This window comes from Paenibacillus sp. SAFN-054 (assembly GCF_051966755.1).
GTDB lineage: Bacteria > Bacillota > Bacilli > Paenibacillales > Paenibacillaceae > Paenibacillus_AQ.
The window spans coordinates 256,441-281,350 of sequence record NZ_JBQCKS010000005.1; the positions used below are offsets into that span (position 1 = coordinate 256,441).

A 24,910-nucleotide genomic window follows, 5' to 3' on the forward strand; every position below is an offset into this window, starting at 1 on the left:
GCTCAAACCCAAAAAGCCTGACCTTGCTGCCCAATGGGCAGTAGGTCAGGCTTTTTTCGCTCGCCACAATATAAATCCGTCGTTATCCCCGGCTTCGCCGCTGGTTCTCGCCATGCAGATGCACGACATCCACGAATGGGGAAATGCGGTCCATAAGCCGCTGTCCCTTGTGCATTTCCTCGCCGTCCTTGTTCGTGAAGCTCAGATGCTTCTCCAGGCCCGCTAGGTCATAATTCGAGGTATAAAAGGTCGGCTTGCGGTTCATGCGGAAATTGAGAATGGCTCCAAGCACGTGATCACGCACCCAAGGGCTCAAATTCTCCGCACCGATATCGTCAAAAATGAGCAGATCGCAGTTTTTCATCACTTCGACCGTATCCTTCAGCTTCTGATTGTCCTGCAGCATTGACTTCAAATCCTCAACGAATTCGGGCATGTATACGATCACACCCGTATAACCGCGAGTGGCCAGCTCATGCAGCAGGTAGCTCATCAAAAACGTTTTGCCCGTTCCAAAGGAACCGTATAGATACAGTCCTTGCGGGGTGAGGCCCTCTTCCTTGACGTCGCGAATGTAACGGAATACCTGATTGACGGCCGGTGCGCGCAGTCGGTCTTTCCCCATGATCTCGACTTCGTTATATCCCTCTTGAAGGGCGCGTTCATCCACATAGAAGCTGCGAATCCGTTTCTTGATCTGGTCTTCGTTCTCCCGCGCGATCTGGAGCGAACAAGCCGTTTTCCGCTCAATGAGCTCTACCTGACCGTTCAGCTCCCGGATCTCCAGCTTACTGTAATGTCCCTGAAAATCATTCGGGCATCGGTCAAGCCCCGGACAATTCCCGCAATTGCGAAGGTCATGAACATACTGATAGAGCCGGGGCAGGTTGGTCCGGAGTTTCGCTTCATCCAGCTCGGGATGCTCGTCCCGCAGCTCCTTGACGATCGGATCGCTCATCAGCTCATCGAAAATGGCCTGCGACCTTTTTAAAAAGGATGGCCCCTTCATTTGCTTCAATACTTGACCCATAGATTCCATACGCAGTTCCTCCTTTCTGCCCAAAGCCAAAGCCTTGTAAAATGAACCACAGTCGTTTTCCTTTAGTTCATTTCATGTGCCTCATTTTGGTTTATACTCCCTTTTTCTTGCTTGCCTGCATTTCAGCCGCCATGCGCAGCATGGCTTCGAATTCTTCTTCGCTGACCGCGTCCATCGCTTTATTTTCTTGGGCGATCGGTATTTCAGGCTTCATCCGTACCGGCTTGCTGCCGCCATATGTACGCGTTCTTGCGCTTCCGGAAGCTGCAGCCTGTTTTCCTTTGACCTTGGATTGGTCACGTATATATTGAACGGCTTTTTCATACGAGTTGACCTGCTTCAGCAGCATGTTCGAAGCGATCGCTTCAACGAAGTTGCGGTTGACGCGCTGTTCGTTCCCGCCTGCAGTCAGCAGTGACATTAAATAATGTATCAGTACATTGATGACCTCGCCCGGAAGCTTATAGCTGTGGTCAATTTTATCGAAAATATCCAAAAAATTATCCGGTATGGAACCCGGAAAAAAGGTTTTGAGCAGCTTCGTATACGGTTCATTGCGCAGCATCATATTATACTGGTGAATGTCGCATTTGGACTGGAACTGGACCGGAACATCGACGTAATATTCCATCTCGACGGCATGCTCGAGCGGCGCCGGGTCCTGCGCACCCTCGCTCTGGCGGAACGAAACCACCTTGCCCGCATACACCTCGCGCTGTTCCTGACGGCGCTTGCCCTGGCGGAAATGCAGGTTGGCCTTGCGCTGAAGCTCCTCAAGCGCAATTCCGCCGTCTTCCGCGAAGACACCGTCCTCATCCAGCAGACGGCATAAATCCTGCACACTGAGATCGTATTTGTTCACCACATAATTGATGATCCCCATCTGTTCGTGATTGAAGCGAAGCTTCTCCACATGTCCCCGGTTCACTGAATCTTTCGGAAAACGGAGAATGATGTCGGCGTAATTCAAGGCATCCTCGTCTTCAGACAGACGGACGCCAGGCTGCCTTGCCGTGGATACTTCGGACAGCGCCTGCTCCAGCTCATAATCGATGACATGGGTGTTCAGCTCGAAGATATCGTAAAATGCCAGCGATATATTCTCTTTGTGGCCGGCGGTCGAATCGGAGAACTCCTCCGGTTCCCTGGCCCAGAGCTCCTCGCGGAGCGACAATACGGCAAACTTGCCGATCTTATCCCGAAGCAGCAGCGTCAGATGCTGGGTATTGAAAAAATCTGCAGGAGACAGCGGCTGCTGAAGCTCATATTCATAAATATAGTCCTCTTGCTCAGGCATGTACATGCGGCAGGTTTGCAGCAGGCCCACGGCCTCCAGCAGCGAAGCCTGCTCGATCAGGAACTTCCGTCCTTTTTCGCTTGGCTCAAGCCCTAGTGTCAGAAATAGACGGCGCTGCTGCTCAAGCGGAGAATAACCCAACTTTTCTATAGGAATCTGCTGAAACAGCAGATGATACAAACTGATGGCGAAGGCTCCGACCATGGGCTGGTATACCGAGCTGAGCATTCTGCCGTCCAGGCTGCTTAAGCAAAAATCCCGATACACGCAGTACCTGTGGTTTTCCGTAAAATGCAGCAAGCTCTTCATATGCATATGTTGGCTCCTCCCATCGTAACGTAGACTTTCTCTATTCTATCATAAATGGAATCCCATCTCCGATATATTTCGACGATTATTTTACCGCCAAATGAATCCATTCGGCTATATCCTGAATCACCGTCTCCGGCACATTCGACGGAAATCGGTACTCATCGCCGGTCGAAGGCTGGCCGTACAGACCATACATATGATTCAGCCCAGGATATGATTTATACTGCACATCCGCTCTGCTGTCAAGCGCCTGCTTCCATACCTTCAGGCTTGCTGGCGGTACCTGCACGTCGTTGTCCCCCTGCATAACGAGCAGCGGAACATGCTGGCTGCGGGCGATCATCGGGGCGCTGTAGCGCCGGATATCATACCACCAATAGGGGCTTTGCAGCGGGAAGCTCGCAGGGAGGTGCTCCTTGGAATATGCATCGTCATGAAGCAAATCCACGGCCGTCTGCCATGCATCCACTTTCGCTTGCTTCCGCTCCAGCTCCGCGACAGTTTCATGATCGGCGCTGGCCCGCTCCAGAATTCCCTTATACTGCTGAAGCATCAGATCCTCCAGTGAGCCTGATGGAGCCGACAGCAGCACCCCACCGGCAATCGTCTTGTCCAGATCCTGCTCCAGGATCTCGGGAACCAGCATGCCTCCCTGGCTGTGTCCCAGCACATAGATGGCTGCGGGGTCGATCCGCTCGTCCTTCTGCAATAGCCGGACCGCCGACAAGCTGTCCTCGATCGTCTCCTCCTGAACGGTAAAGGTCGGGTTTAACGAGCGGTTGGGATATTCATATGTCCGTTTGGAGTAGCGCAGAACGGCTATTCCTTCGTTCGCGAGTCCGACCGCGATATCCCTGAACATTTTGCCGCCGCCCGACGATTCATCCTCATCGTTTGGACCCGATCCGTGAACGAGCACGACCGCCGGCACCTTTCCTTCGGAAGGGACAGGCAGCGTCAGCGTACCGGGCAGTGGAAGGCCATCCGTTCCTACGATGACCTTCTCCTCGGCGTATGCCATTGGATTTTCATAGGAGGGAGAGAGATAGGTATCGGACGTGCTGCGCAGTGCCGCAAGGTCGTCCAGCTTGCCTTCGCGGTCAAACCGAAGCTCCATCTTGAAGCTTTTGCCGCGCGGAGTCTGGTATACCAGAACCGCATGTTTATGTACAAGATCCTCCCGAAGGTCCGATTTCAGCAGCGTCCAAGTCCCGTAGGTTGCTTCGAGGCTGTCCCGGTACTGCCCCAGCGCATCCGCCGGGAAAATAGCCGCAAGCCGGCCGTTCATGATGCTCCGGGCCTCTTCGAAGTACCCCAGCTGCAGCAGCCTCATCCAATACATGCCCAGGCCGACCGCGTCCCCTCTCTTCGGCAGCCACTTTCCGTTATGCTGCTCCAGATCAACGCCCAAAGCTTTACCGAAGGACGCAAGCGGTACGCATACCTTTTTATCTGCGTTCAATACCGTAGGCTGAACCAGTTCAAACGTCTTGCCATTCCGTTCTGACAGGCTGCTGCCGACGACGATGCTCCATTTCAGCTGACCAAGCGTTGCCTTTAATGCCTTCTCTTCCTTGTTCCAGAGCACGCTCCCTCCCAGGGCTTCTACGGCTGTGCGGACCGGCACGCACGGTGCCCCGGCCCCGCTCGCCTGCTCCCTTGGAAATAAACAGCCTAGCAGCATAACGATCAATAAGACGGATAGCCATGATCTCTTTATCAATGCTCATCCTCCTTTCGGACTCTAGTTCATACATTACCTTCTATTTATATGAAGCAAAACAGCCCTCCTTCCGGAGAGCTGTCCATGGTTCCTCATTAAAACATTTTGAATCCGCTCTTGCGGAGCGACTGAATCGATAACCCGCTGATCACGGCACCCGCAAGACCTGCGAGGCCCGTCAAATAGTCGACCACGCGGAACGATGCCAAATGGTTCATGAATGAAATTTCGCCGCGGTCCCACAGCGAGTACACCACAAGCGGCAAAATGACGACGATGAACAAATAGGAAGGAAACCACGTCGTCTTCATAAGCATATTTAAGATGAAGCCGATACCGAACATCATCACAAAAAATAAAACCATCAGCACCAACACAGGAATAAACTGCATCTAACCTGCTCACCTCTTCTTCTCTCTGACCCGCTCTTTTCCGTATGCGATGGTAACCGTTCACATTTCCCGAAAATACAGGCTAAGCATCGCTGCCGCGACATTATGTAGTAAGTTTACTAGAAAATTTGTCACGAAGCAACGAACAATAATTGAATAGATTGTGACTTCATTTGCTCTTTCCTGTGGGGTTGGATACAATATATAGAAGATATTCGGGTTAGAAAGCAACTAAATTTGGGAGTGATCGATACAATGAACGAAGCAGCATCCACTTTAGAAGGCTGGTACGCTCTTCATGATTTTCGTTCCATCAACTGGTCGGCCTGGAAGTCCGCAGACGACGAAGAACGCGCCATGGCGCTTGACGAGCTGCAGGAATTCATGAAGGAATGGTCGGATATTGAATCCGCCAATCAAGGCAGTACGGCAGTCTACACGATCGTGGGACAAAAGGCTGATTTCATCATCATGCATTTGCGCGAGACGCTCGAGGAACTTAACGCGGCGGAAACCGCATTCAATAAAACCCTGTTTGCCCGCTTCACGACGAAGTCGTATTCCTATGTCAGCGTCGTGGAGCTCAGCAATTACCTTGCAGGCTCGGGCGGCGGCGATCCGATGGAGAACCCGCAAGTCATTGCGCGCCTGAAGCCGATTCTGCCGAAGACGCAGTACATCTGCTTCTATCCAATGAACAAGAAGCGCGATCAAAACGACAACTGGTACATGCTTGACATGGAAGAACGCCGCAACATGATGCGCAGCCACGGACTCATCGGCCGTTCTTATGCAGGCAAAGTGAAGCAAATCATCACCGGCTCCGTCGGCTTCGACGACTGGGAATGGGGAGTTACGCTGTTTGCCGACGACGCGCTTCAGTTCAAGAAGCTCGTGTACGAAATGCGTTTTGACGAAGTCAGCGCGCGTTACGCCGAATTCGGCAGCTTCTTCGTTGGCACGCGGCTGACCGCCGAATCGTTTGAAGAAATGCTGAAAGTATAATCAGCCCTACATGTGGCATCAAAAAATAACCGTCCCCTTCGGGACGGTTATTTCTATTATAATGGCCATACTCTCGCGCGAATCTTAAACCGATTCCTCTTCATCTGCCTGCTGCTTCAGAGATTCCAGAAATTCCGCCGTCGCCCGGTCGCGGTCGCGGCTCTTCTCCTTCAGCCGTTCGATGGCAGGCAGGATCAAAATGTCGATTTCCTTCTGAACCGTGTAGACCAGATCATAGCGGTTCTGGTCTTCCAGATAAGCCCCGACTTCCATCAACGCATTGTAACGGTCCAGCTCATCCCTCGTCAAAAGTGAGCGGACCTGAACGCTGCAGTGCCGCATCTTACAGGAACTTCCCTTTTTTCAGGACGAGCGGAATGCCGCCGATGATGAACAGATAACGCATATCCACGAGCTTCTTCAGCTGGGCGGCCCTCCATCCTTTGATCAGCTTATCGCCGACCACAGCAATGCCTTCGCCTTTGCCGAGGGAAGCGACCGTGCCTTTGTTGCTGTAAACGAACTTTCGCGGCTGCTGGTTGCGGATGGCTGCGACAATGTTATGCGCACAGCACACGCCCTGCTGCATCGCGATCTGGGCCGTCGGCGGATATGGCCGGCCTTCCGGATTAAAGACGAGGGCATTGTCTCCAATGATATAAATATGATCGTGTCCCGGCGCATGGAGGTATTCATCCACCTTCACGCGTCCGCGCGCCGTTTCAAAGCCTGCCGCATCAATCATGTGGTTGCCGCGGATGCCGCCGGTCCATACCACCGTTGCCGCTTTGATCTCTTCACCTGTGGCGAGCAGAACCCCGTCCGGTGTGCATTCCTGGATGGCGACACCGATCTTGAAGGTCACGCCTTTTCTCTTGAGAACGTCCATTGCGTATTCCACCAGCTCAGGTGCAAAGCCCGGAAGCGCGGTAGGCGCAGCTTCCACGTTGTAAATGTTGACGAGGTTCGGATCCACGTCAAATTCTTTGCACAGCTCCGGCATCCGGTCGGCAAGCTCTGCCACGAATTCGATGCCGCTGAAGCCGGCTCCCCCAACGACAAAGTTCAGACGCTCCTGGGGATGTCTTTCGTTTTTATATAAAGCAAACTGGTATTCGATATGCTTGCGGATCAGGCGCACCGAGTTAATGCTGCGAATCGTCATAGCATAGTCTGCGAGACCCGGAATGCCAAAGCTTTCAGATTCCCCGCCCAGCGAAATGACAAGATAATCGTAAGAAAGAGTTCCATCTTCCAAAATGACCTTTTTCTCATGAGGCCGGATTTCCTGTACAGAGGATTTGACAAGATCGATCTTGAATTCGTCTATCAGCTTCGAAATGGGAACACGTGTATTTTCAACGCTGTCCGTGCCTGCAGCAGGCATATGCAAATGGGTCGTAATATAGTGGTAATCATGGCGGTTCACCAGCGTAACATCGGCTTCGTTATAGTTCAATTCCTTTTGAAGTCGCTGTGCTGTCAGAATACCTGCATATCCCGCGCCAAGGATTACGATCTTGGGAATGTTGCTCATCATCTTGCTCCTTCCACATCCTGCTTTATATATTTATATATTTTGTGATACATTACAAAAGTTATTGTGAAATTATACACTTTAATAATCAGGCAGCGATCAATATCTCCGCCGTTTACGGTATAGAAATCGCAACATTCTGACAGCTGTGGAAAGTTTTATCAGCGGTCAATTAACCATATTCAAAAATTGGGGCTTACATGTCTTTATTTCGACAAAAAGATGGTAATGCACAATTGAAATGATAGCTACTTTCAGGCAAAAGATCAAGTCTTATTTGGACCTGGTTTCCTTGCCAAAAGCGGGATTTTACAAGCATATTTCGGGTTGTCTGGCCCATTCGTCCCTCCCTGTTTTTCCAGGTTTTGCACATCGGTTGCTTCCAGTTCGCTTTCAGCCCGAAGCGGGATATATTATAATGAGAGAGGTTATTCATATTCAATCCTGATTCCCAAGCTGGAGGTGCTTATATACAATGACATCACATGCAGATGGTGTTGAACTATCCGACCTGCTCATCATTGGAGGAGGTCCAACCGGCATGTTCGCTTCCTTTTATTGCGGCATGCGCCAGGCATCGGTCACGCTGATCGAAAGCATGCCGCAGCTCGGCGGGCAGCTGACGGCTCTGTATCCCGAGAAATACATCTACGACGTCGCCGGCTTTCCCAAAGTAACCGCCCAGGAGCTTGTGGACAATCTGTCCAAGCAAATGGAGCTTTTTGATGCAAACGTCCGTCTGGAGGAAAGGGTCACCTCGCTTACAAAGCAGGATGAACGCCATTTCATCGTAACGACGGACAAGGGTGAATATCATGCAAGAGCCGTCATCATCACGGCCGGTGTTGGCGCGTTCCAGCCCCGCCGTCTCGAAGTCGAAGGCGCGGAGCGGTTCGAGAAATCAAACCTTCATTACTTCGTCAATGACTTGAACCGGTTTAAGGACAGAAAGGTCCTCATAACGGGGGGCGGCGACTCTGCCGTGGACTGGGCACTCATGCTGGAGCCAATCGCCGAGCAGGTAACCCTGGTTCACCGCCGTGACAAATTCCGCGCGCATGAACACAGCGTGGAGAACTTGATGAATTCCAAGGTAAACGTCGTAACGCCGACGGAAATCACCGGTCTGCATGGCGAGGACGCGATTACCAAAGTCACGCTTTCGCATGTGAAGACCAAAGAAACACAAGAAATCGAAGTCGATGACGTCATCGTCAATTTCGGCTTTGTTTCTTCGCTTGGTCCGATCGCCGAATGGGGCATCGAGATCGAGTCGAATTCCATCCTCGTCGATTCGAGAATGGAAACCAACATTCCGGGCATTTTTGCAGCAGGCGACATTACGACGTATCCCGGCAAGCTGAAGCTGATTGCCGTCGGATTCGGCGAAGCGCCGACCGCCGTCAATAACGCCAAGGTATACATCGATCCGGAAGCGAAGCTCTCTCCGGGACACAGCAGCAACATGAAGCTTTAAACGAGTTAATCTATCGGACACAAAAAAGGGTATCCTTGATCAGCCTGCGAATGTATGCAGTCTGCAAAGGGTACCCTCATTTTTTGATGATTCGTTCTATGTATCTGAATAATAGATTCTACACCTCCATGACGTGTTAAGATGACAGAACGCAATGGCTTTTAAGGAAACAAATGACGTTGGATGTGTAGCGGAATATTATTTTTTAGTGAACGACGCTCGGCTGGACAGCCTCCAGATTCCGTTTATGAATTTCCGCCAGCAGCAGGGTTATGAAATCCCGGTCCAGCATCAACTCTACGGCCGCATGATAAGAATCAAGAAGCATTTCATCCGTCAAGATAGCCATTCCTTTCACATCCTTTCCTATTTTTTCCTCGAAACTATCATATCAAACATCCAGAAGTGGAACAAGCGTTCGCAGTATCCACAGGCAGTTGTGGAAATCCTGTGTATAATTTGTTAGCAAGTGTCGTAATATCAATGAAATTGCAGTGGGTTTTGGGGATAAAAGTTATACACAGGACATTCAGCCTCGGGGTAAGCCAAAAAATATTTTTCCTTTACTTGTAAAAAACTAACAATCTACCATTCATTACCCTCATTATGGTTAACTAAACAACCGAAAATGCTATTTTTTACTGCGGTCTCGTGTTCACCTCGAAGATCCATACTTTCCCGCTGTAATCCAGCCCGTAATCAAAGCCAAGCTGTCCGATGCCCGGGAATTGCTGCTCCAGAATGGCCGTGCATTTGCGCGTGATGCTGCGCATCTCGCTTCGCTTGGCAGACGAATTGATATGCGGCAAAGATCGGCGAATCCCCTCTCTGCAGCTCAGCATATAGCCTCCCTTGCTCAGATTGGTCACGAACAACCCTTTTCTTGCGAGTCTGCCCACCATCGCCCGGAATTCCCATACAGATCCGTTCTTAACGTATTTTACGCGGTAATCGATCGGGCGGCCCTGGATTTTGGCCAGGTGAATTCCCTGTTGGATCAAATATCTCCGTTTTACCTTCACCCGCATCAGCGCCTGATACATATCCTGAAAGGATGCATAACGACGCGTTCTGGACGATTGGGTTATGCTGTAGCCTTCCCCTGACCGGGCCACCTTGATTACGCCGTATCCTCCGCCCCCTACGATCGGCTTGACGACAACAAATCCAAAGGCCTCAAGCATCTCCTGGAGATTTTCTTTACTCAGCGCTCTTGTCTGCGGTATATAAGGGGCTACTTCGGGATCTGTCAGCAGTGCTTCCGTTTTGAGCCACTTGCTTGCCAGCTGTCTTCCCCCCACTCGTACCGCCTCCTTTCCTCGCTCATATCTTTTAGCATACTCGCAAGGCGGATTTCTCTCCTGTATGTTTGTACATACCGGGGCAAACTAGCGCCAAAAACGGGGGAATGCGGAGTAAATCCTTCGGAATGTTGCCATAATAGTTCTATTGGCGTCTATGATGTTATGGGCTATAATGGGATTTGAATGTGACAAAGGGAGGAAACTTGGCCGTGGCTGAATTTTTTAGAGTATTGTACTGGATCGCGATCGTCGGCATGTCGATCTCGCTTGCTGCCGTCACCGTTGCAATTTTCGCTATCGGATTTAAATTCATTAAAGATAAACGCAAGGGACTGGGTACCGGCTGCATTGTATTTTCCCTGCTTGCAGCCGCGATGATCGTGTTCATGGTGAACCAAACCTTCATCGTTCCAGCTTCCTAAAGTACTTACAACCCCAAGACAACGCAAAAAGGCTCGCACCGCTTCTTTCTGAAGCTTGGTGCGAGCCTTTTCAGCCTAAGAACCGATACGTTGTCTGATCAGCACTCTTCGGGCGCAGGCTTGCCGGCATTGGTCGCCGTGCGGAAGGAAGCTCCGCAGCCGCAGGTTGCCGTCGCGTTCGGATTGCTCATCGTGAACCCGCCGCTCATGCCGGCGTCTTCAAAATCGATTTCAAGCCCGTTGATCAGCGGCAGGCTTTCCTTGTCAACCACCACCTTGAGGTCGTTGACGTTCATGTATACGTCGTTCTCCGATTCTTCATCGTCGAATCCCATGGCATAGGAGAAGCCGCTGCAGCCGCCTTCCTGCACACCCAGGCGAAGAAACATATTCGGAATCTCCTGCTCGGCGAGCATTTCTTTAAGCTTATCGGAAGCGGAATCGCTAATGTTAATCATAGGTTACCCTCCTTCGTGTTACTTAAGCTCAGTATACTCCACAAATTTGATCCTCTCAAGTAACTCCCGTCTCCCAAGCGAGGCGCTGCCGCCCTTTTTTTTCCTGTTCAGTGTATTGCGGAGCCCGAATGGGCGGTTTATAATAGGGTGGGTGATAAGGGAAAGGCATTTGTCGGAATTTTGTCACCTGCATGACAATGGTCTGCCATAATTTTTTGTAATTTTTTTCACAAAATCATTGCATTGGATTCAAGCTGCCGGCAAGCAGACCTGCCACCTACATTTAACCGGCCTTTGCTCTCCGGAGCGCATTAACAAGCCGTTACTTAAGACTTGATTGAATGAAGCCGGACACCTTCCGACGAGCGGATTTTTTGTGTTTTTTCACCTTAAACCGCATCCCATCCAAATTTGAACAGGAGGAATGGATATGTCCATGATCGTAACACCTAACGCTGACACAAGAATGGCGGAAATTGCTGAAAAAGTTCGGCACGGGGAGCGTCTAAACCTCGAAGACGGTGTATTTCTTTATGAAACGGATGATTTGTTGACTTTGGGCCAGCTGGCCAATGAGGTCAATCTGCGCAAAAACGGTAAAAAGGTTTATTTTATTGAGAATATGAGCCTTTACTTCACCAACGTATGCGAAGCCAGATGCGCATTCTGCAACTTCAGAAAGGATCTGGATGATGAAGGTGCCTATACGCTGAGCGGTCAAGAAATGATCGAATACGTCGAGCAGCACATTCACCCGGGCGTACGCGAATTCCACATTGTCGGAGGGCATAACAACCACATGCCGTTCCAATATTTTGTAGATTCGCTGCAGGCGCTGACGGACCGCTTCCCTGATGTTACACTAAAGGCATATACGGCTGCAGAAATAGAGTTTTTCACCCGCATTAGCGGTCTCAGCACTGAACAGGTTCTTAAAGAGCTGCAGAAGGCCGGACTGAAATCCCTGACGGGTGGTGGCGCCGAAATTCTGTCGGACCAATACCGCAAGAAAATGAGAGTGGAGAAAGCGAACGTAGAGCAGTATCTTGACGTTCACCGGACCGCGCACAAGCTCGGGATGAAGACCCACACCACGATGCTTTACGGCTCCATCGAATCCCACGAGGACCGCATTCGCCACATGATGCAGATCCGCGAGCTCCAGGATGAAACGAACGGCTTCCTGGTCTTCATTCCGCTTTCCATGCAGCCAAGAAACAAGAATGCCGGCATCATGCGCCGCAACTCCGCTTACGAGGATCTGAAAACCATTGCCATTAGCCGATTGATGCTCGACAATTTCAATCACATCAAAGCGTACTTCATTAACATCGGTCCGCAGCTGACTCAGGTTTCCCTCTCATTCGGGGCTTCCGACGTTCACGGCACGATCCTTAAGGAACGTATCAGTCACGCCGCCGGAGCGTTGACGCCAGAAGGAATGACGCGTGAAGAGCTGATCTGGCTGGTCAAGGGAGCAGGCCGAATTCCTGTTGAACGGGATACGTTCTACAATGAAATCAAAGTTTACGAGTAGGTAGGAACTAAGAAAATTCAATCCTGGTCTTTGTATTTTCGGGAAGTGGCATTCATTATTGGACTCAAGAAAGGATAGACGGACCCAATGAGAAAATTTGTCATTCTAGGTGGAGGCTATGGCGGTCTAGCCATGATTCAGGGCTTGATCAGCAGCCACCTGCCGCCTGATATCGAAATCGTGCTGGTGGACCGGATGCCTTTTCAGGGCATCAAAACGGAATACTATGCGCTCGCGGCGGGAACCGCTTCGGATTTTGATCTGCGGATCCAGTTTCCAAACCATCAACAGCTGACCAAGCGCTACGGCGAAGTGACCTCCGTCGACCTCGAGAACAAACGGGTGCTGATGGAGAACGACGAACCGATCGATTACGATTATCTCGTCATTGCGCTCGGCTGTACCGACCGTTACCACGGCATTCCGGGTGCGGAGCAGTTCACGAACAGCATTCAGACCTTCTCCAGCACAAGACAAACGTATCAACGCTTGAATGATATCAAGCCTTATGGGCAGGTGCATATTGTCGGCGGCGGCCTGAGCGGCGTCGAAACGGCAGCCGAGCTCCGCGAAAGCCGTCCCGATTTGAACATTACGATTCTCGACCGGGGAAGCCGCGTTCTCTCGGCCTTCCCGTCCACGGTATCCGCCTATGTCGAGCAATGGTTCCGCGACCATGACGTCATTACGAGATCACACATCTCTGTATGCCGTTTCGAGGATGGGGTTGTGTATAACGGGGACGAGCCGATCCATACGGACGTGACGATTTGGACCGGCGGCATTCAGCCCGTGAAGGTGGTTCAGGACCTCGATGTGCCAAAGGATCCGGGCGGACGGGTTCTTCTCAACTCGTATTCGCAAATCCCGGAACATCCCGAGGTTTATGTCGTAGGCGACTGCGCAAGCATCCCGTTTGCCCCAAGCGCACAGGCTGCAGGAGCGCAGGCCGAGCAAGTCGCGGAAGTTCTGCATGCTCTCTGGCGCGGAGACACGCCAAAGCTTCATAAAATACGCCTGAAAGGCACGCTCGGCTCACTCGGCAGCAAGGCCGGGTTCGGCCTGATGGGGAAAACCTCCGTAAAAGGAAGAGTACCCCGTCTCCTGAAGAGCGGGGTACTCTGGTTATCCAGACGCCATTTCGGCTAATCCAGCTCGAGGCTGTCCCAGGCCTCGAGTTCTTTTATTTTGGCCATGATGGCCTCATACAGCTCGTCCGCGCTGTCGGCATCAATGATTTCGCCGTTGACCATCGCGAATGGCATCATCGCGCATTGGCCGCAGTTGCTTAGACAGCCGTATTCTATAACATCATAATCCGGATTTTCCTCCAGATTGTCCATGACTTCATCCGTCCCGAAATGCATGTTGTTCGTGCAAAATTCGATGATGGGTCTCATTTGGTATCACCTGCTTCACGAGAATTCAAGATAATGAAGGACACCTTTATAGTTTAGCGAGGGTTGTGTATAATATCAATGTCTTCGTCTTTTCTTTTTGGAGCAGATATAGCCATTTTATTTTATCTCCGTTTGTAATATAATAATCATTATAGGAAAGGAGTTGAAACTAATGAGCGAAAACGCACAAAGCACCATGTATGATGAGGTAGCAGAAGTGCTGGATAAGCTTCGTCCGTTCCTTCAGCGCGATGGCGGTGACGTGGAACTGGTTGACGTGGAAGACGGCATCGTGAAATTGAAATTGATGGGTGCATGCGGCAGCTGCCCAAGCTCCACTATTACACTCAAAGCCGGGATTGAACGCGCCCTCGTTGAGGAAGTTGAAGGAATCAACGACGTTATCCAAGTATTCTAATCCCATTTTATACGAACACAAGAGTCCTGCACTTCGATATGAAGGCAGGACTCTTTTTTGTACGGGCTATGATTTGGGATGGGCCGGTTCAATCCATGGACGGATCGGGTCAAGCCCCCCTGTAATGTCCATAATATTCCCCGTCATAAAATCGGAATCGTGATGGCACAGATAGCGGATCACGCGCGCGATATCTTCTCCGCTGCCGGGTCTTCCCCGCGGCGTTTCGCCGTCCACCAGCCCCGCCACCTCTGCGATGGACTTCTCCTTGTTGTCTCCCCGAATATCGCCCGGACAGACCATATTCACCGTGATGCCGAAAGGCGCCTCTTCCACGGCCAGCGTTTTCGTAAAGGACACGAGCCCTGTCTTGGCGGCTGCATATACGGCGCGATGCGGCCACGCTCTGGCCTCCGCCGCGTGTCCGTAACCGAAGTGGATGATTCGTCCCCATTGTTTGTGACGCATCGCGGGCAGCACGAGATGATCCAGCAGCATTGTCCCCACCAGGTTCCCCTGGATCAGCGACAGAATTTCAGCCTGCGTATATTCGGAGAACAGCCTGCGCTCCCGGATAAAAGGTCCCGCGTTATTCACCACGATGTCTGCGCTTCCAAGCCTGGACTCAACCTGGCGCACCAGCTCCTCGATCTGGGCCGCGTCCGATATATCCGCCTTAACGGCAATGCAGCGAACGCCAAGCTCCTGAATCGTGCGCTGAAGCTCCTCCGCTTCCTTTTGGCTGTGCACGTAATTCAGGGCAATGTCGCAGCCCTGACTGGCCAGCGTCAATGCCGTCGTTTTCCCCAAACCTTTCGCGCTGCCGGTTATGAGGGCGATTTTGTCCTTCAACGGTGTTCCTCCTCTCCAAACACGGGTGTGTTGTTTCTTGTAGTCCCTGTTATTCTGCATCTATCCAAACCCGCGCTGCATCTTCCCCGCATGGTTCTATTCTTATGTCTGTCATGACCTCTGGATTCCGGGAAAAGCGAGGTTAAGCTTATCGTTCATCTTTATATAGTATAAAAGATTTGCGTGACGCCCACAACTTACCGCTCGCATCCCTCTGTCAAGGATGGACCCCGGAGCTTAAAAGCAAAAAAACCACCGGGCTGGCATGCCCGGCGGTTTTTCGTGTGGAACGTATTCGATTGCGAAGTTTAGAATGCAGGGATAACTGCGCCTTTATACTCGTCTTCGATGAATTTCTTCACGTCGTCGGAAGTCAGGGCAGCAGCCAGCTTCTTGATCGCATCGGAGTCCTTGTTATCCGGACGTGCAACCAGGATGTTGGCATACGGGTTGTCCTTGCCTTCCATGAACAGCGCATCCTTCAGCGGGTCGATACCCGCATCAAGGGCATAGTTCGTGTTGATGACAGCCAGGTCGAATTCGGCCAATTGGCGCGGCAGCATGGCGGCATCGGATTCCTTGATCTTGATGTTCTTCGGATTTTCGACGATATCTTTAACCGTAGCCTGAATCATGTTGTCTTCCTTCAATTTGATGAGTCCGTTTGCGGCCAGCAGGCTGAGTGCGCGTCCGCCGTTCGTTTTATCGTTCGGAATGCCGACCACGGCGCCTTCTGGCAGCTCATCGACGGATTTGTGCTTCTTGGAATATGCGCCAAGCGGCTCCACATGCACGGCTACGACAGGGACCAGATCCATTTTGCGGGTGCTGTTTTCATCGTCAAGGTACGGCTTATGCTGGAAGAAATTTGCGTCCAGCTGTTTTTGGAACGTCTGCACGTTCGGCTGTACATAGTCGGAGAACTCCTTGATTTCGAGCTTCACGCCTTCCTTCTCAAGCGCAGGCTGGATATGCTTCAGAATTTCCGCGTGTGGTACGGCGGTAGCGCCGACGGTCAACGTTACGGTTTTAGCTTCAGTGCCTTTGTCTTCGCCTCCGGCAGCCGGCTTCTCATCCGTATTTTTATTGCCGCACGCGGCCAGTGCCACCACCAAAATCAGGCTGAGCAAAGCGAACAATCCTTTTTTCATTGTAAATCCCCCTTAAGTTTATCCATTTAATATGATTTATTCGCGGAAAACTTCGCGCATGTTACTCTCTTAACCGAAAAGAGCATGCTTGATGCAAAAGTTTTCCGAATAAGCATCCGATAATCGGATGACGTTACCAAAGTTGAATCCTACTTCCGGGTAAAATGCTTCACCAGACGGTCACCGGCCATCTGCAGCAGCTGTACCAGAACGATCATGGCAAGGACGGAAATAATCATGACCTCAATCTGATAACGGTAATAGCCGTACCGGATTGCCAGGTCACCCAAACCGCCGCCACCGACCATGCCGGACATCGCCGTATAAGATACGAGCGTTACGACCGTGATCGTTAGGGCAGCCAAGAGGCCCGGTCTCGCTTCGGGCAGCAGCACCTTCACGATGACCTGCCAGGTAGAGGCTCCCATCGACTGCGCCGCCTCCAGCACGCCGCGATCCACCTCGCGCAGCGAGGTTTCCACCAGCCGGGCGAAGAACGGGGCAGCCCCGATGACCAGCGGCGGAATCGTCCCGAGCACGCCGTAGGATACGCCGACGATCGATACCGTGAACGGAATGAGCGCCACGATCAGGATGATGAACGGCACCGAACGCAAAATGTTCACGATGACCGACAAAATACTGTACACCGCACGAACCCAGCCGCTGCTTGAACGCGAGCTTTGGTACAGCAGCACGCCCAGGGGCAAGCCCAGGATGAACGTGAAGATCGCTGATGAAACGAGCATTTTCAGCGTATCCAGGCTGGCAACGCCAATCTCATGCCAGTCGAGCGTCGAAAAGTCAAGTCCCCACATCAGTCCATCACCTCCACGTCTAAGCCATCGGCCGCTACTTTCCGGATTGTCTGCTCTATTGCCGCGTCCTCACCCTCCAGACGGACAATCAGCTGGCCGTATGGAATATCTTTGATTTTCGAGATGGTGCCCTGCAGAATCGCAAAGTCCACGCCGGTTTCCCGGGCCGTTCGGGACAGAATCGAATCATACGTCTTCTCGCCCAGGAACGTAATCTTACATAAGCGGGATGGCCCGTCATGGGGCGCATGCAGCGCAAGCTGCGCCGACTCACCGGCTTGCCCCAGAATAAAGTCGCGGGTCACCGGATGCTTAGGCTTCAGGAATACCTCCGTGACGGGGCCCTCTTCGACGATGCCTCCCTGATGAATGACGGCCACCCGGTCGCAAATGCTCTGAATAACATGCATTTCATGCGTGATCAGAACGATCGTCAAATGAAATTTCCGGTTAATGTCGAGCAGCAGCCTTAGGATCGAATCCGTCGTTTGCGGGTCAAGCGCCGAGGTTGCTTCGTCGCACAGGAGCACCTGCGGGTCACTGGCAAGCGCGCGGGCGATGCCGACCCTCTGCTTCTGGCCTCCGGACAGCTGGGCCGGATACTTGTCGCGGTGGGCTTCCAGGCCGACCAGCTGCAGCAGCTCGTTCACTTTGGACGCGATCTGTGCTTTGTCCATATGAGCCAGCCGCAGCGGAAAAGCAATATTATCGTACACGGTCGCCGAGCTCAGCAGATTGAAATGCTGGAAGATCATGCCGATCTTTCTGCGCTTCGCTTGCAGCTGCTGCTTACCCAGCTTCGTCAGGTCCTCGCCGTCAACCCAAACCTCGCCGCTGGTTGGCCGTTCCAGCAGATTCATGCAGCGAATCAGCGTGCTTTTGCCGGCGCCGGAGTGCCCGATCACGCCGAATATTTCACCTTTCTCAACCGTCAGATCAAGTCCGGACAAAGCTTCGGTCGTTCTTGCGCCCTTGCCGTATTTCTTCGTAACCTGCTTTAATTCTATCAATCCAAAGCTCTCCTTCCCTGAACCTTTTGCGTTGCAGCATCTATCTTTTCAGCGTCCAATCGACGTAAACAGACAAAATAAAAAGCCCTCTTGACGGAATCAAAAAGGGCTCTTCGTATGCGAAGTCGCAACCTTTCTCATCTGCCAATCCGCAGGATCACCTGCAGTTGTAGGAATTAGCACCATGTCATTTGGGAACGGGCACTCTCGCCTCATTCTCAAATCGGTTGCCGGGCTTCATCGGGCCTGTCCCTCCGCCTCTCTCGATAAGAAAAAAGTCTATGCAATTATTCGTTACATTTTCATGTTTTTCAGTATAATTACTTTTTCTTTCTTTGTCAAAAGGAAAATTGTTGAACGCTTTTACACTTTCATGCCTTTCCGGGCCCATAACTCATTCGCGTATTTATATGAGGCCAGAAGTGACTTGCATACCATCTCGAGTCCCTGCTTCAAATCGTCGAGGTGCTTATCCAAATCCTCCAGCTCCACCTTATCATGCAGCCCCTGATGCCGCTGCCACAGATCATCCTGCATTTCTGCATTCATATAGTGGATTTCTGCGTTGCGCCGTTTGCGCAGGACATTCAGCGCGCTTCTGTAATCGTTCTTGATGACCGTCAGCTCGTCCGCGAGCTGTTGGTGATTTTTGAGATAATGAAACTGTCTGAGGACGGTAAAATAAGAATAATGTGCTTTGACCTTGGAGGTATTCAAATCAAACAGGTCGTTCAGGACCGTGCCGAGTTTGTCCAAAATGGAGAACACCCGGATGAAGCCATTTTTATAAAAATAGACATAACGTGCGTATTCGCTTTGCTCCTGTATGCTCATGTCATCCACGAACCCGGCTCGCACTGACTTGCGGAAAAAGCAAGCCGCATACCAGCTTTGCTCCAGCTCATCAATCGACGAGACCAGGCCGCGCGTCCAAATCTCCAGCTTACGGAAATCGTGGCTCGGATCATCGTTTCTGTCGATTTCCTTCTGCAGCAGCTGGATCGTTCGATACATTGTTTCAATCGTTTCCTCCAGCAGCCCATTGTTCTGGCGGGGCATTTCTCCAAGCAGTATTCGCAGCATCGGCTTTCTCTCCCTGCAATAGTTTTACGCGATCAATCGCTTTCGATATCATCAGAGCCGCCATGCTGCCGCAGTCCGGCTGCCAAGCATGTAAGTCCAGCGGATCTTGTCAGCGTCATATTTAAAATATAAACAAATCAGCTCCGGGATTAAACTTTCCGCACAACATTTCCTGGCTGCCACCATTCTTTCCGGCTGCCTTGCTGGCCAATTACTTCTTCTTCATTAAGCCTCCTACCCTGTACGTCAAATGGCTATCCCTTAGCATGTCCTTAAGCCAGTCCGGTTCATTCGAATGACGCTTCCCCAAGGATAAGCTCTTGCTCACAAATAAAGCCCGCGAAGCGGCTTCGCAGGCTTTATCTTGGATGTCTTATGCACGCATCAGAGACCTAAACGTTTGACGCTGCTTTCAGCTGCCGGGCTGGTTCTCTTCCAAGCTGCCACACCCTCACGCTGAGGTAGCACAGCACGCCGAACAAAGAAGAAATCAGCAAGTTATGAAGAAGCGCCGCAAAAATATAAACCTCCGGCTTGTTCAGCGTGTACACGATCCCTGCTCCACTGAACACCTGCAGCAGGCACAGAACCGCTGCCGAGATCCCGAGGCCGCCTAGCTCACGGTTTCCTTTATGAAGCTTGTACGCATAGTAAGCCATGACGACAACTGCGATGAACAGCAGCAAAGCGGCGAGCCGGTGGATAAAGGCGATCGCTACGCTGCCCGTCAGCTCGGGTACCAGCTTCCCATTGCACAGCGGCCAGCCGGAACATCCTCCTGCCGAGCTTGTGTGACTTACGTAAGCGCCGACATATACCACGAGATACGAATAGATCGTGACCATCCATACGAAATTCCGGAAAGCCAGGCTGACCGGAGGAAACTGCTCCTTCGCGGTCGAGGCCTTCTCCTTGTCCATTTTCCGCGCTCCGAGCGCAAGCATCAGGGAACTGGCGAAAGCGATGAGGGAAAATCCGAAATGAAGCGCAAGCACCGCTGACGACTGGTCGTACACAACCGCGAGAGCTCCCATCAGAGCTTGTACGAGGACAAAAATCAGGGTCAGCCAAGAATACGTGCGCAGATCCTTGCGGTTCTTGGCGAACAGCCAGAATGCCACCACGACGGCAACCGCTGTCAATCCGGCCAAGCCGCTGACCAGACGGTGGGAATATTCGATTAACGAAGCAATCGTATGCGCAGGAACGAATTGCCCCCGGCATAAAGGCCACTCATGGCCGCAGCCCAAACCCGAGTCGGTCTTGGTGACGACAGTCCCCCCGAAGGTCGCGAAAAACATGACAAAAAAGGTCAGGTAGCTGAGCCATTTCAATTGTTTGGTATTCAAAATCGTCTCACCTGCAGCTCAAATTAAAAACGCTCCATCCGTTCCGAAGCGTTCCGTATATTTACATCTCATCTATTATACCTGATAAAGTGTGACGGAATATACCCACTTTGTGACAAAATGCAAAGAAAACGCATTCTTTTTGTGACAAAAAGCAATGACACCGCCCTTGACCGGCAGGGGCGGTGCATTTTCTTAATATTTGTGGATCGTTCTGTACACGTCAAGGGCCTGCTGCAGGAAGCCTTCGATTTCTTCGCGCGATTTGCGGAGCTTGTTGACAAGACGTACCAGCTCCCGACCGTCGGAAAAGGCCACGAAGCTCGGAATACCCAAAATGTTCAGCTCCTGGCTGACATCACCGACCTTGTCGACATCCACTTCCACCAGGGTCATGTCATTCGCGAACTTCTCTTCGACATCCGGCATGAACGGCTCCATGAACTTGCAATCACCGCACCAATCCGCCTTGAAAATGGCGACGGTCAGTCTTGGGGATTGAATCGCAACCTGAAATTCAGCTTTCGAAGTGATCTTTTGCATCTATGATCAGTCCTTTCTGAACATTTCTTGTCCAAATCTTACTTTAGTGAATCAAAATATAGAGTGGAAGTCAAATTTTTGAGCCATACTGTGAATAAGCTCATTTCACACGGAAAGGAAGATCCGTCCATGGCGGAGAAGGTGGAAGAACGTTCGTCATTTCAAGGTTTCGTTCGTCTTGCAAAAACGCTGCCCCAGACCGCTGTGGAAGTGGTCAAAGGCAAATATGCCTGCTGGAAGGCTTCGCAGCTCCTCATCAAAGAACGCAGGCCCCTCGGGTGGAAGGAATCATCCGCACACGGCATCCGTGATCAGCTGGAGCGGATGCTGGGCGAACGCGGCCGCGTCCGGGACGGCGCATTCGGCAAGGAGGAAACAGCGCCGCCGCTTTCGCCCGAAGACCTTGAGATCGTGCAATCAATTCGCGGCTCGGCTCTCGAGGCCAACCGCAGCAACATTACGCGGACACAGGCTTATTATGACTGCTATCAGGATTATCCTGAGCTCCATTGGGCTTTTCTTGCCCACATGGTTTCCCGCAACGCGGGCTGGAATATGACGGACCTCAAAGGCGGCTTGCTGTCGGATGTCGTCACGGACAAGCTGCGCGAGGATATGTATCAGATGCTGGAACGGAGCAATGCCTTGATTTTCCTTGATGCATACCCGCAGCTGCTTCTATACATCCACAGCCGGAGGCTTGGCAGAAGCCTCTTTCATCTGCTGCCTGAGTTTCGCGTCTCGGGGTTCATGCGTCCCTTTTGGGACCGTTTCTGGATTGAACGCGACAGCGCGCAGCTGGCCGTAGGACTGATCATCAACGAGCAGAACTACATCGAAGGCCGGGTCGTCCAGAACAGCTATTTCCAGAAGAACATCTTGCAGAGCCCCATATTTGCGCTCCACAGCCGGTTTCAATTGAATCAGATCATATTCCCCATGCTGGTGAAGACTTTACCGCGGATGGAAGCCGCGGACGAGAAAGAACGGGAAACGGAAATTGCCCCGTCTCCTGTCTCCGGGCCCGAACCTGGCCGGGAAACCCCTGATGACTGCGCCAGCGGCTGCCGCGGCATGGTGGGGCTCATTCTGGAGCACTTCTCCAACCTTGAGGAGCGAATCGCCTTCGGCAAAGCCTTGTATGCCATGCTGTTCGGCTATAAGGATGTGCTGGCAGGGGTCCAGGCCTTCGCGGCCGCAACCAAGCACCAAGGTTCGCGTGAGGAATACTGGCCGAGGCTGTTCACCAGCAGCAAAAAAGCAGCCCTGAACTCTCCGGAGGAGAGCACGGAGCTGCTCAAATCGGAATGGCTTCCGAAGGACAAGCGATTTTACAGCCCGTCGCTGAACGAGGTATGGCATGATATGCCCTATGAGCCCATCACCCGCTACGACTGGTTCAAAAGCAGGAAGGCCATCGATCAGGTATCACGGCCGAAACGGCCCGTCCTTATCGAAATGACGCATGCCCACCGTTTCGCCGTGCAAAAAACCGCTCTTACCCATGATGCGGAAAGAGCGGTTGCCCATACTTTGGAAGATACACCCTGACACTGCAGGGTATCTTGTCCTATTGTCTTCCGTGAAAGCTAGCGTCCTTGCTGCGAATTTCCCGCTTTGAATCGGGAAGGCTGCAGACGCATTAACGGACGAAGCACCTTCTGCACCTTGCGCGGATAATTCCCGAGCTCATGCTGGCGAAGCACCCCAAGCATAATCATGAGCACCAGGTAAAGAAGCACGACTGCACCGCCCACAATGATGCAGGTAATCAAGAACGCGAGACGATCCGGCATGATGCGCGTCAGCTGTACGCCAGCTTCATTCAAGCCGTAGCCTACGGCGGCGGTCAGGACCACCGTCAGCAGGAAGCCTGACCAGCGCTTGCCGAGAATCGAGAACGGCACGATTACCTTCAGCATTCTGAGGTTGAGCAGCGTAATCACCAGGAAACAGAGTCCTGTCGCCGCGATAATGCCGTAGATGCCGAATAAAGGAGCAAGCAGGTAGCTTCCCGCCAGCTTCACTACGATGCCGACCATGACGTTGACCATCGACACCTTGGCCTTGTTCACGCCTAAAAGGATGGAGTTCGTGGTCATCATCGTGATCTGGAAGATCGTGCCGAACGTCAGCAGCATAATGAGCCAGCTGCCGTCCAAACTGCTGAACAAAAGGCCGTTAATCGAATAGGCCGCTGTACAGAGCGCGATAACGATCGGCATTCCCGTAAGCACGGATATGCGCAATGCCAGCGTCATTTGCTGCTGCAGGTGCTCCTGATCCTTGCGCGCAAATGCTGCGGAGATGACAGGAATCAGCGAAGTGCTGAGAGCAATAGCCAGAATCGGCGGAATGCCTGCGATGCTTTGGGCCCGTTGTCCCAGGATACCGAGCAGTTCTGTCGCCTTCGCCTCCCCGATCTGGCCGATCAGGAGCGGGTTCACGATTGATGAGTCGATAAAGTTGACTGCCGGAACAGTCAGCGACGACAACACGATCGGAATGGAAAGCGTAAAAATGTCCTTATAGATTCTCATCAGGGGCAGCTGTGTTCCAGCCCCTTCACGGAGCATCTCCGCCTTATCCTGTTTACGGATTTTGATCGTATAATAAAGCATAATGGCAAAGGCGCCGATGCTGCCGAGCACGCCGCCGAAGGAAGCGCCCGCTGCAACCCAGCTGCCGTCATAACCGGATTTAAGTAAAATGTAAGCCAGAATGATCGCCGTGCCGACACGGGCAAACTGCTCGACGATTTGCGAAATGCCGCCTGCCGCCATGTTGTGTCTTCCCTGGAAGTAGCCGCGCATCATGGCGATGGCCGGAAACAGAAGGAGCGCCGGCGCCAATGCACGGATGGACAATGCGGCTTCAGGCACTTTGGACACATATGTTGCATAATACGGAGCCAAGACATAGAGCAGTACGGTGATGATGACGCCTGCAAATACGGCGAACAGCAGCGCGGCGCGATAAACCTGCCTTGCCTCATCCGGCCGTTTTAATGCATAGCGCTCCGACACCATTTTGCTGAGCGTGCTCGGAATGCCAGCCGTGGCGACCGTAAGCAGCATCAAATATACGTTGTTGGCAATCGAGAATGAAGCTTTGCCGACATCATCAAACAAATGATCCAGGGGTACCCTCTGCACAAGACCGAGTACCCGTGCCACCAGTGCGGCGGCGGCCAATATTAGCGTGCCTTTAATAAACGATTCTTTTTTAGCCAAACTTTATTCCCTTCTTTCCCCCACCGAGCACATCCCATGGAGCATATGACTTTAAAAAACGGCAATCCATATAAAGAATACGATGATCATCACGATTTGCAAAATGATTTTCATGACCATGCTGCTGAACAATCCCACAAGCGTTCCGTATCCGACTTTAGCGGCTTTCGACATCGAAGAGCCAACGATCAGTTCACCGACGAAAGCCCCCAGAAACGGACCGATAACAAGTCCAAACGCCGGGATGACGAACGGCCCGATAATGACGCCGATCGTGCTTAGGATCACGGACAGCCTGGAACCGCCGAACTTCTTGGTCCCCCAAGCGCCGACGGCATAATCCGCCACGAACAGCACAATGATGATCAGGGCCTGGATAATCCAGAACCATACATTAAAATGACCGAACGTAAAAAACCAGCCGTACACGAAAAAAGCAACAAAAATCGCCACCGCGCCCGGCAGCACGGGGAACACGGCCCCGGCCAATCCCACGGCGAACAGGGCTATGATCAATATCCAACCAAGTACAGCCATAGCTTCGATCCCT

Annotated in this window: 26 protein-coding genes and 1 riboswitch; of the genes, 7 read left to right on the forward strand and 19 right to left on the reverse strand. The window is 52.0% G+C overall.

All coding sequences use genetic code 11. The features are described from left to right. Positions 1-82: 82 nt before the first annotated feature. The 4 genes from dnaI to ACTHPM_RS22395 form a co-directional block, all read right to left on the reverse strand. Positions 83-1,039, reverse strand: a complete 957-nt coding sequence (dnaI, locus tag ACTHPM_RS22380) for a primosomal protein DnaI (RefSeq protein WP_440397673.1) — start codon at positions 1,037-1,039, stop codon at positions 83-85. 91 nt (positions 1,040-1,130) lie between these two features. Then, positions 1,131-2,651, reverse strand: a complete 1,521-nt coding sequence (locus ACTHPM_RS22385) for a helicase DnaB (protein WP_440397674.1) — start codon at positions 2,649-2,651, stop codon at positions 1,131-1,133. 79 nt (positions 2,652-2,730) lie between these two features. Then, positions 2,731-4,371 carry an alpha/beta hydrolase family protein gene (locus tag ACTHPM_RS22390; RefSeq protein WP_440397675.1) on the reverse strand — a complete coding sequence of 547 codons (1,641 nt, stop codon included), beginning with the start codon at positions 4,369-4,371 and terminating at the stop codon, positions 2,731-2,733. Positions 4,372-4,466: 95 nt separating this feature from the next. Further along, positions 4,467-4,763: a YuiB family protein gene (locus ACTHPM_RS22395; protein ID WP_440397676.1), complete on the reverse strand. Its 297-nt coding sequence runs from the start codon at positions 4,761-4,763 to the stop codon at positions 4,467-4,469. A 255-nt stretch (positions 4,764-5,018) separates the two neighbouring features. Here ACTHPM_RS22395 and hemQ point away from each other — a divergent pair, with 255 nt between their 5' ends. After that, positions 5,019-5,768, forward strand: coding sequence for a hydrogen peroxide-dependent heme synthase (hemQ, locus tag ACTHPM_RS22400; protein ID WP_440397677.1), 750 nt, complete (start codon positions 5,019-5,021; stop codon positions 5,766-5,768). Between the two features lie 84 nt (positions 5,769-5,852). Here the strand turns inward: hemQ and ACTHPM_RS22405 are convergent, their stop codons facing one another. Continuing rightward, positions 5,853-6,110 (reverse strand): hypothetical protein, encoded by a 258-nt coding sequence (locus ACTHPM_RS22405; protein ID WP_440397678.1) that lies wholly within the window; start codon positions 6,108-6,110, stop codon positions 5,853-5,855. 1 nt (position 6,111) lies between these two features. After that, complete coding sequence (locus ACTHPM_RS22410) at positions 6,112-7,305, reverse strand: NAD(P)/FAD-dependent oxidoreductase (protein ID WP_440397679.1); 1,194 nt, start codon at positions 7,303-7,305, stop codon at positions 6,112-6,114. Positions 7,306-7,780: 475 nt separating this feature from the next. Between ACTHPM_RS22410 and ACTHPM_RS22415 the strand changes: the two genes are divergently transcribed. Beyond that, positions 7,781-8,782 carry an NAD(P)/FAD-dependent oxidoreductase gene (locus ACTHPM_RS22415; protein ID WP_440397680.1) on the forward strand — a complete coding sequence of 334 codons (1,002 nt, stop codon included), beginning with the start codon at positions 7,781-7,783 and terminating at the stop codon, positions 8,780-8,782. A 205-nt stretch (positions 8,783-8,987) separates the two neighbouring features. On the opposite strand, the gene ACTHPM_RS22420 is transcribed toward ACTHPM_RS22415, so the two are convergent. Together ACTHPM_RS22420 and ACTHPM_RS22425 are read right to left on the reverse strand one after the other, a co-directional pair. Further along, positions 8,988-9,131 (reverse strand): sporulation histidine kinase inhibitor Sda, encoded by a 144-nt coding sequence (locus tag ACTHPM_RS22420; protein ID WP_136608445.1) that lies wholly within the window; start codon positions 9,129-9,131, stop codon positions 8,988-8,990. A 289-nt stretch (positions 9,132-9,420) separates the two neighbouring features. Beyond that, positions 9,421-10,083 (reverse strand): YheC/YheD family protein, encoded by a 663-nt coding sequence (locus tag ACTHPM_RS22425; protein WP_440397681.1) that lies wholly within the window; start codon positions 10,081-10,083, stop codon positions 9,421-9,423. 212 nt (positions 10,084-10,295) lie between these two features. On the opposite strand from ACTHPM_RS22425, the gene ACTHPM_RS22430 reads away from it, so the two are divergent. Continuing rightward, positions 10,296-10,508 (forward strand): hypothetical protein, encoded by a 213-nt coding sequence (locus tag ACTHPM_RS22430; protein ID WP_440397682.1) that lies wholly within the window; start codon positions 10,296-10,298, stop codon positions 10,506-10,508. 98 nt (positions 10,509-10,606) lie between these two features. Here ACTHPM_RS22430 and ACTHPM_RS22435 read toward each other — a convergent pair whose 3' ends face one another. Beyond that, a complete protein-coding gene (locus ACTHPM_RS22435) occupies positions 10,607-10,966 on the reverse strand; it encodes a HesB/IscA family protein (RefSeq protein ID WP_440397683.1) in 360 nt (119 codons plus the stop codon). Between the two features lie 430 nt (positions 10,967-11,396). On the opposite strand from ACTHPM_RS22435, the gene mqnE reads away from it, so the two are divergent. Together mqnE and ACTHPM_RS22445 are read left to right on the forward strand one after the other, a co-directional pair. After that, positions 11,397-12,503 (forward strand): aminofutalosine synthase MqnE, encoded by a 1,107-nt coding sequence (gene mqnE, locus ACTHPM_RS22440; protein ID WP_440397684.1) that lies wholly within the window; start codon positions 11,397-11,399, stop codon positions 12,501-12,503. Positions 12,504-12,590: 87 nt separating this feature from the next. Then, complete coding sequence (locus ACTHPM_RS22445) at positions 12,591-13,652, forward strand: NAD(P)/FAD-dependent oxidoreductase (RefSeq protein ID WP_440397685.1); 1,062 nt, start codon at positions 12,591-12,593, stop codon at positions 13,650-13,652. Here ACTHPM_RS22445 and ACTHPM_RS22450 read toward each other — a convergent pair. Next, positions 13,649-13,903 (reverse strand): YuzB family protein, encoded by a 255-nt coding sequence (locus ACTHPM_RS22450; protein ID WP_328275916.1) that lies wholly within the window; start codon positions 13,901-13,903, stop codon positions 13,649-13,651. The genes ACTHPM_RS22445 and ACTHPM_RS22450 overlap by 4 nt on opposite strands. Positions 13,904-14,075: 172 nt before the next feature. On the opposite strand from ACTHPM_RS22450, the gene ACTHPM_RS22455 reads away from it, so the two are divergent. After that, positions 14,076-14,321 carry a NifU family protein gene (locus ACTHPM_RS22455; protein WP_076173718.1) on the forward strand — a complete coding sequence of 82 codons (246 nt, stop codon included), beginning with the start codon at positions 14,076-14,078 and terminating at the stop codon, positions 14,319-14,321. A 66-nt stretch (positions 14,322-14,387) separates the two neighbouring features. Here the strand turns inward: ACTHPM_RS22455 and ACTHPM_RS22460 are convergent, their stop codons facing one another. The 7 genes from ACTHPM_RS22460 to ACTHPM_RS22490 form a co-directional block, all read right to left on the reverse strand. After that, positions 14,388-15,173 carry an SDR family oxidoreductase gene (locus ACTHPM_RS22460; protein WP_440397686.1) on the reverse strand — a complete coding sequence of 262 codons (786 nt, stop codon included), beginning with the start codon at positions 15,171-15,173 and terminating at the stop codon, positions 14,388-14,390. A 308-nt stretch (positions 15,174-15,481) separates the two neighbouring features. After that, complete coding sequence (locus tag ACTHPM_RS22465; protein WP_440397687.1) at positions 15,482-16,324, reverse strand: MetQ/NlpA family ABC transporter substrate-binding protein; 843 nt, start codon at positions 16,322-16,324, stop codon at positions 15,482-15,484. A 149-nt stretch (positions 16,325-16,473) separates the two neighbouring features. Continuing rightward, on the reverse strand, positions 16,474-17,142 hold the full coding sequence (locus ACTHPM_RS22470) for a methionine ABC transporter permease (RefSeq protein WP_440397688.1): 669 nt from the start codon (positions 17,140-17,142) through the stop codon (positions 16,474-16,476). Then, positions 17,142-18,152 carry a methionine ABC transporter ATP-binding protein gene (locus ACTHPM_RS22475; protein WP_440397689.1) on the reverse strand — a complete coding sequence of 337 codons (1,011 nt, stop codon included), beginning with the start codon at positions 18,150-18,152 and terminating at the stop codon, positions 17,142-17,144. The genes ACTHPM_RS22470 and ACTHPM_RS22475 overlap by 1 nt, the downstream gene beginning before the upstream one ends. Before the next feature lie 134 nt (positions 18,153-18,286). After that, positions 18,287-18,425: riboswitch (SAM riboswitch) on the reverse strand. A 90-nt stretch (positions 18,426-18,515) separates the two neighbouring features. After that, the gene (locus ACTHPM_RS22480; RefSeq protein ID WP_440397690.1) at positions 18,516-19,235 is read right to left on the reverse strand and encodes a Cthe_2314 family HEPN domain-containing protein; all 720 of its coding nucleotides are present in this window, start codon (positions 19,233-19,235) and stop codon (positions 18,516-18,518) included. Positions 19,236-19,627: 392 nt separating this feature from the next. After that, positions 19,628-20,584, reverse strand: coding sequence for a COX15/CtaA family protein (locus ACTHPM_RS22485; protein ID WP_440397691.1), 957 nt, complete (start codon positions 20,582-20,584; stop codon positions 19,628-19,630). A gap of 195 nt (positions 20,585-20,779) precedes the next feature. After that, a complete protein-coding gene (locus ACTHPM_RS22490; protein WP_440397692.1) occupies positions 20,780-21,127 on the reverse strand; it encodes a thioredoxin family protein in 348 nt (115 codons plus the stop codon). Positions 21,128-21,217: 90 nt separating this feature from the next. On the opposite strand from ACTHPM_RS22490, the gene ACTHPM_RS22495 reads away from it, so the two are divergent. Further along, positions 21,218-22,678 (forward strand): DUF2515 family protein, encoded by a 1,461-nt coding sequence (locus ACTHPM_RS22495; RefSeq protein WP_440397693.1) that lies wholly within the window; start codon positions 21,218-21,220, stop codon positions 22,676-22,678. 38 nt (positions 22,679-22,716) lie between these two features. Here ACTHPM_RS22495 and ACTHPM_RS22500 read toward each other — a convergent pair whose 3' ends face one another. Together ACTHPM_RS22500 and ACTHPM_RS22505 are read right to left on the reverse strand one after the other, a co-directional pair. Next, the gene (locus ACTHPM_RS22500; protein ID WP_440397694.1) at positions 22,717-24,360 is read right to left on the reverse strand and encodes a putative polysaccharide biosynthesis protein; all 1,644 of its coding nucleotides are present in this window, start codon (positions 24,358-24,360) and stop codon (positions 22,717-22,719) included. Positions 24,361-24,411: 51 nt separating this feature from the next. Continuing rightward, complete coding sequence (locus ACTHPM_RS22505) at positions 24,412-24,897, reverse strand: DUF456 domain-containing protein (protein WP_440397695.1); 486 nt, start codon at positions 24,895-24,897, stop codon at positions 24,412-24,414. Positions 24,898-24,910: the final 13 nt, after the last annotated feature.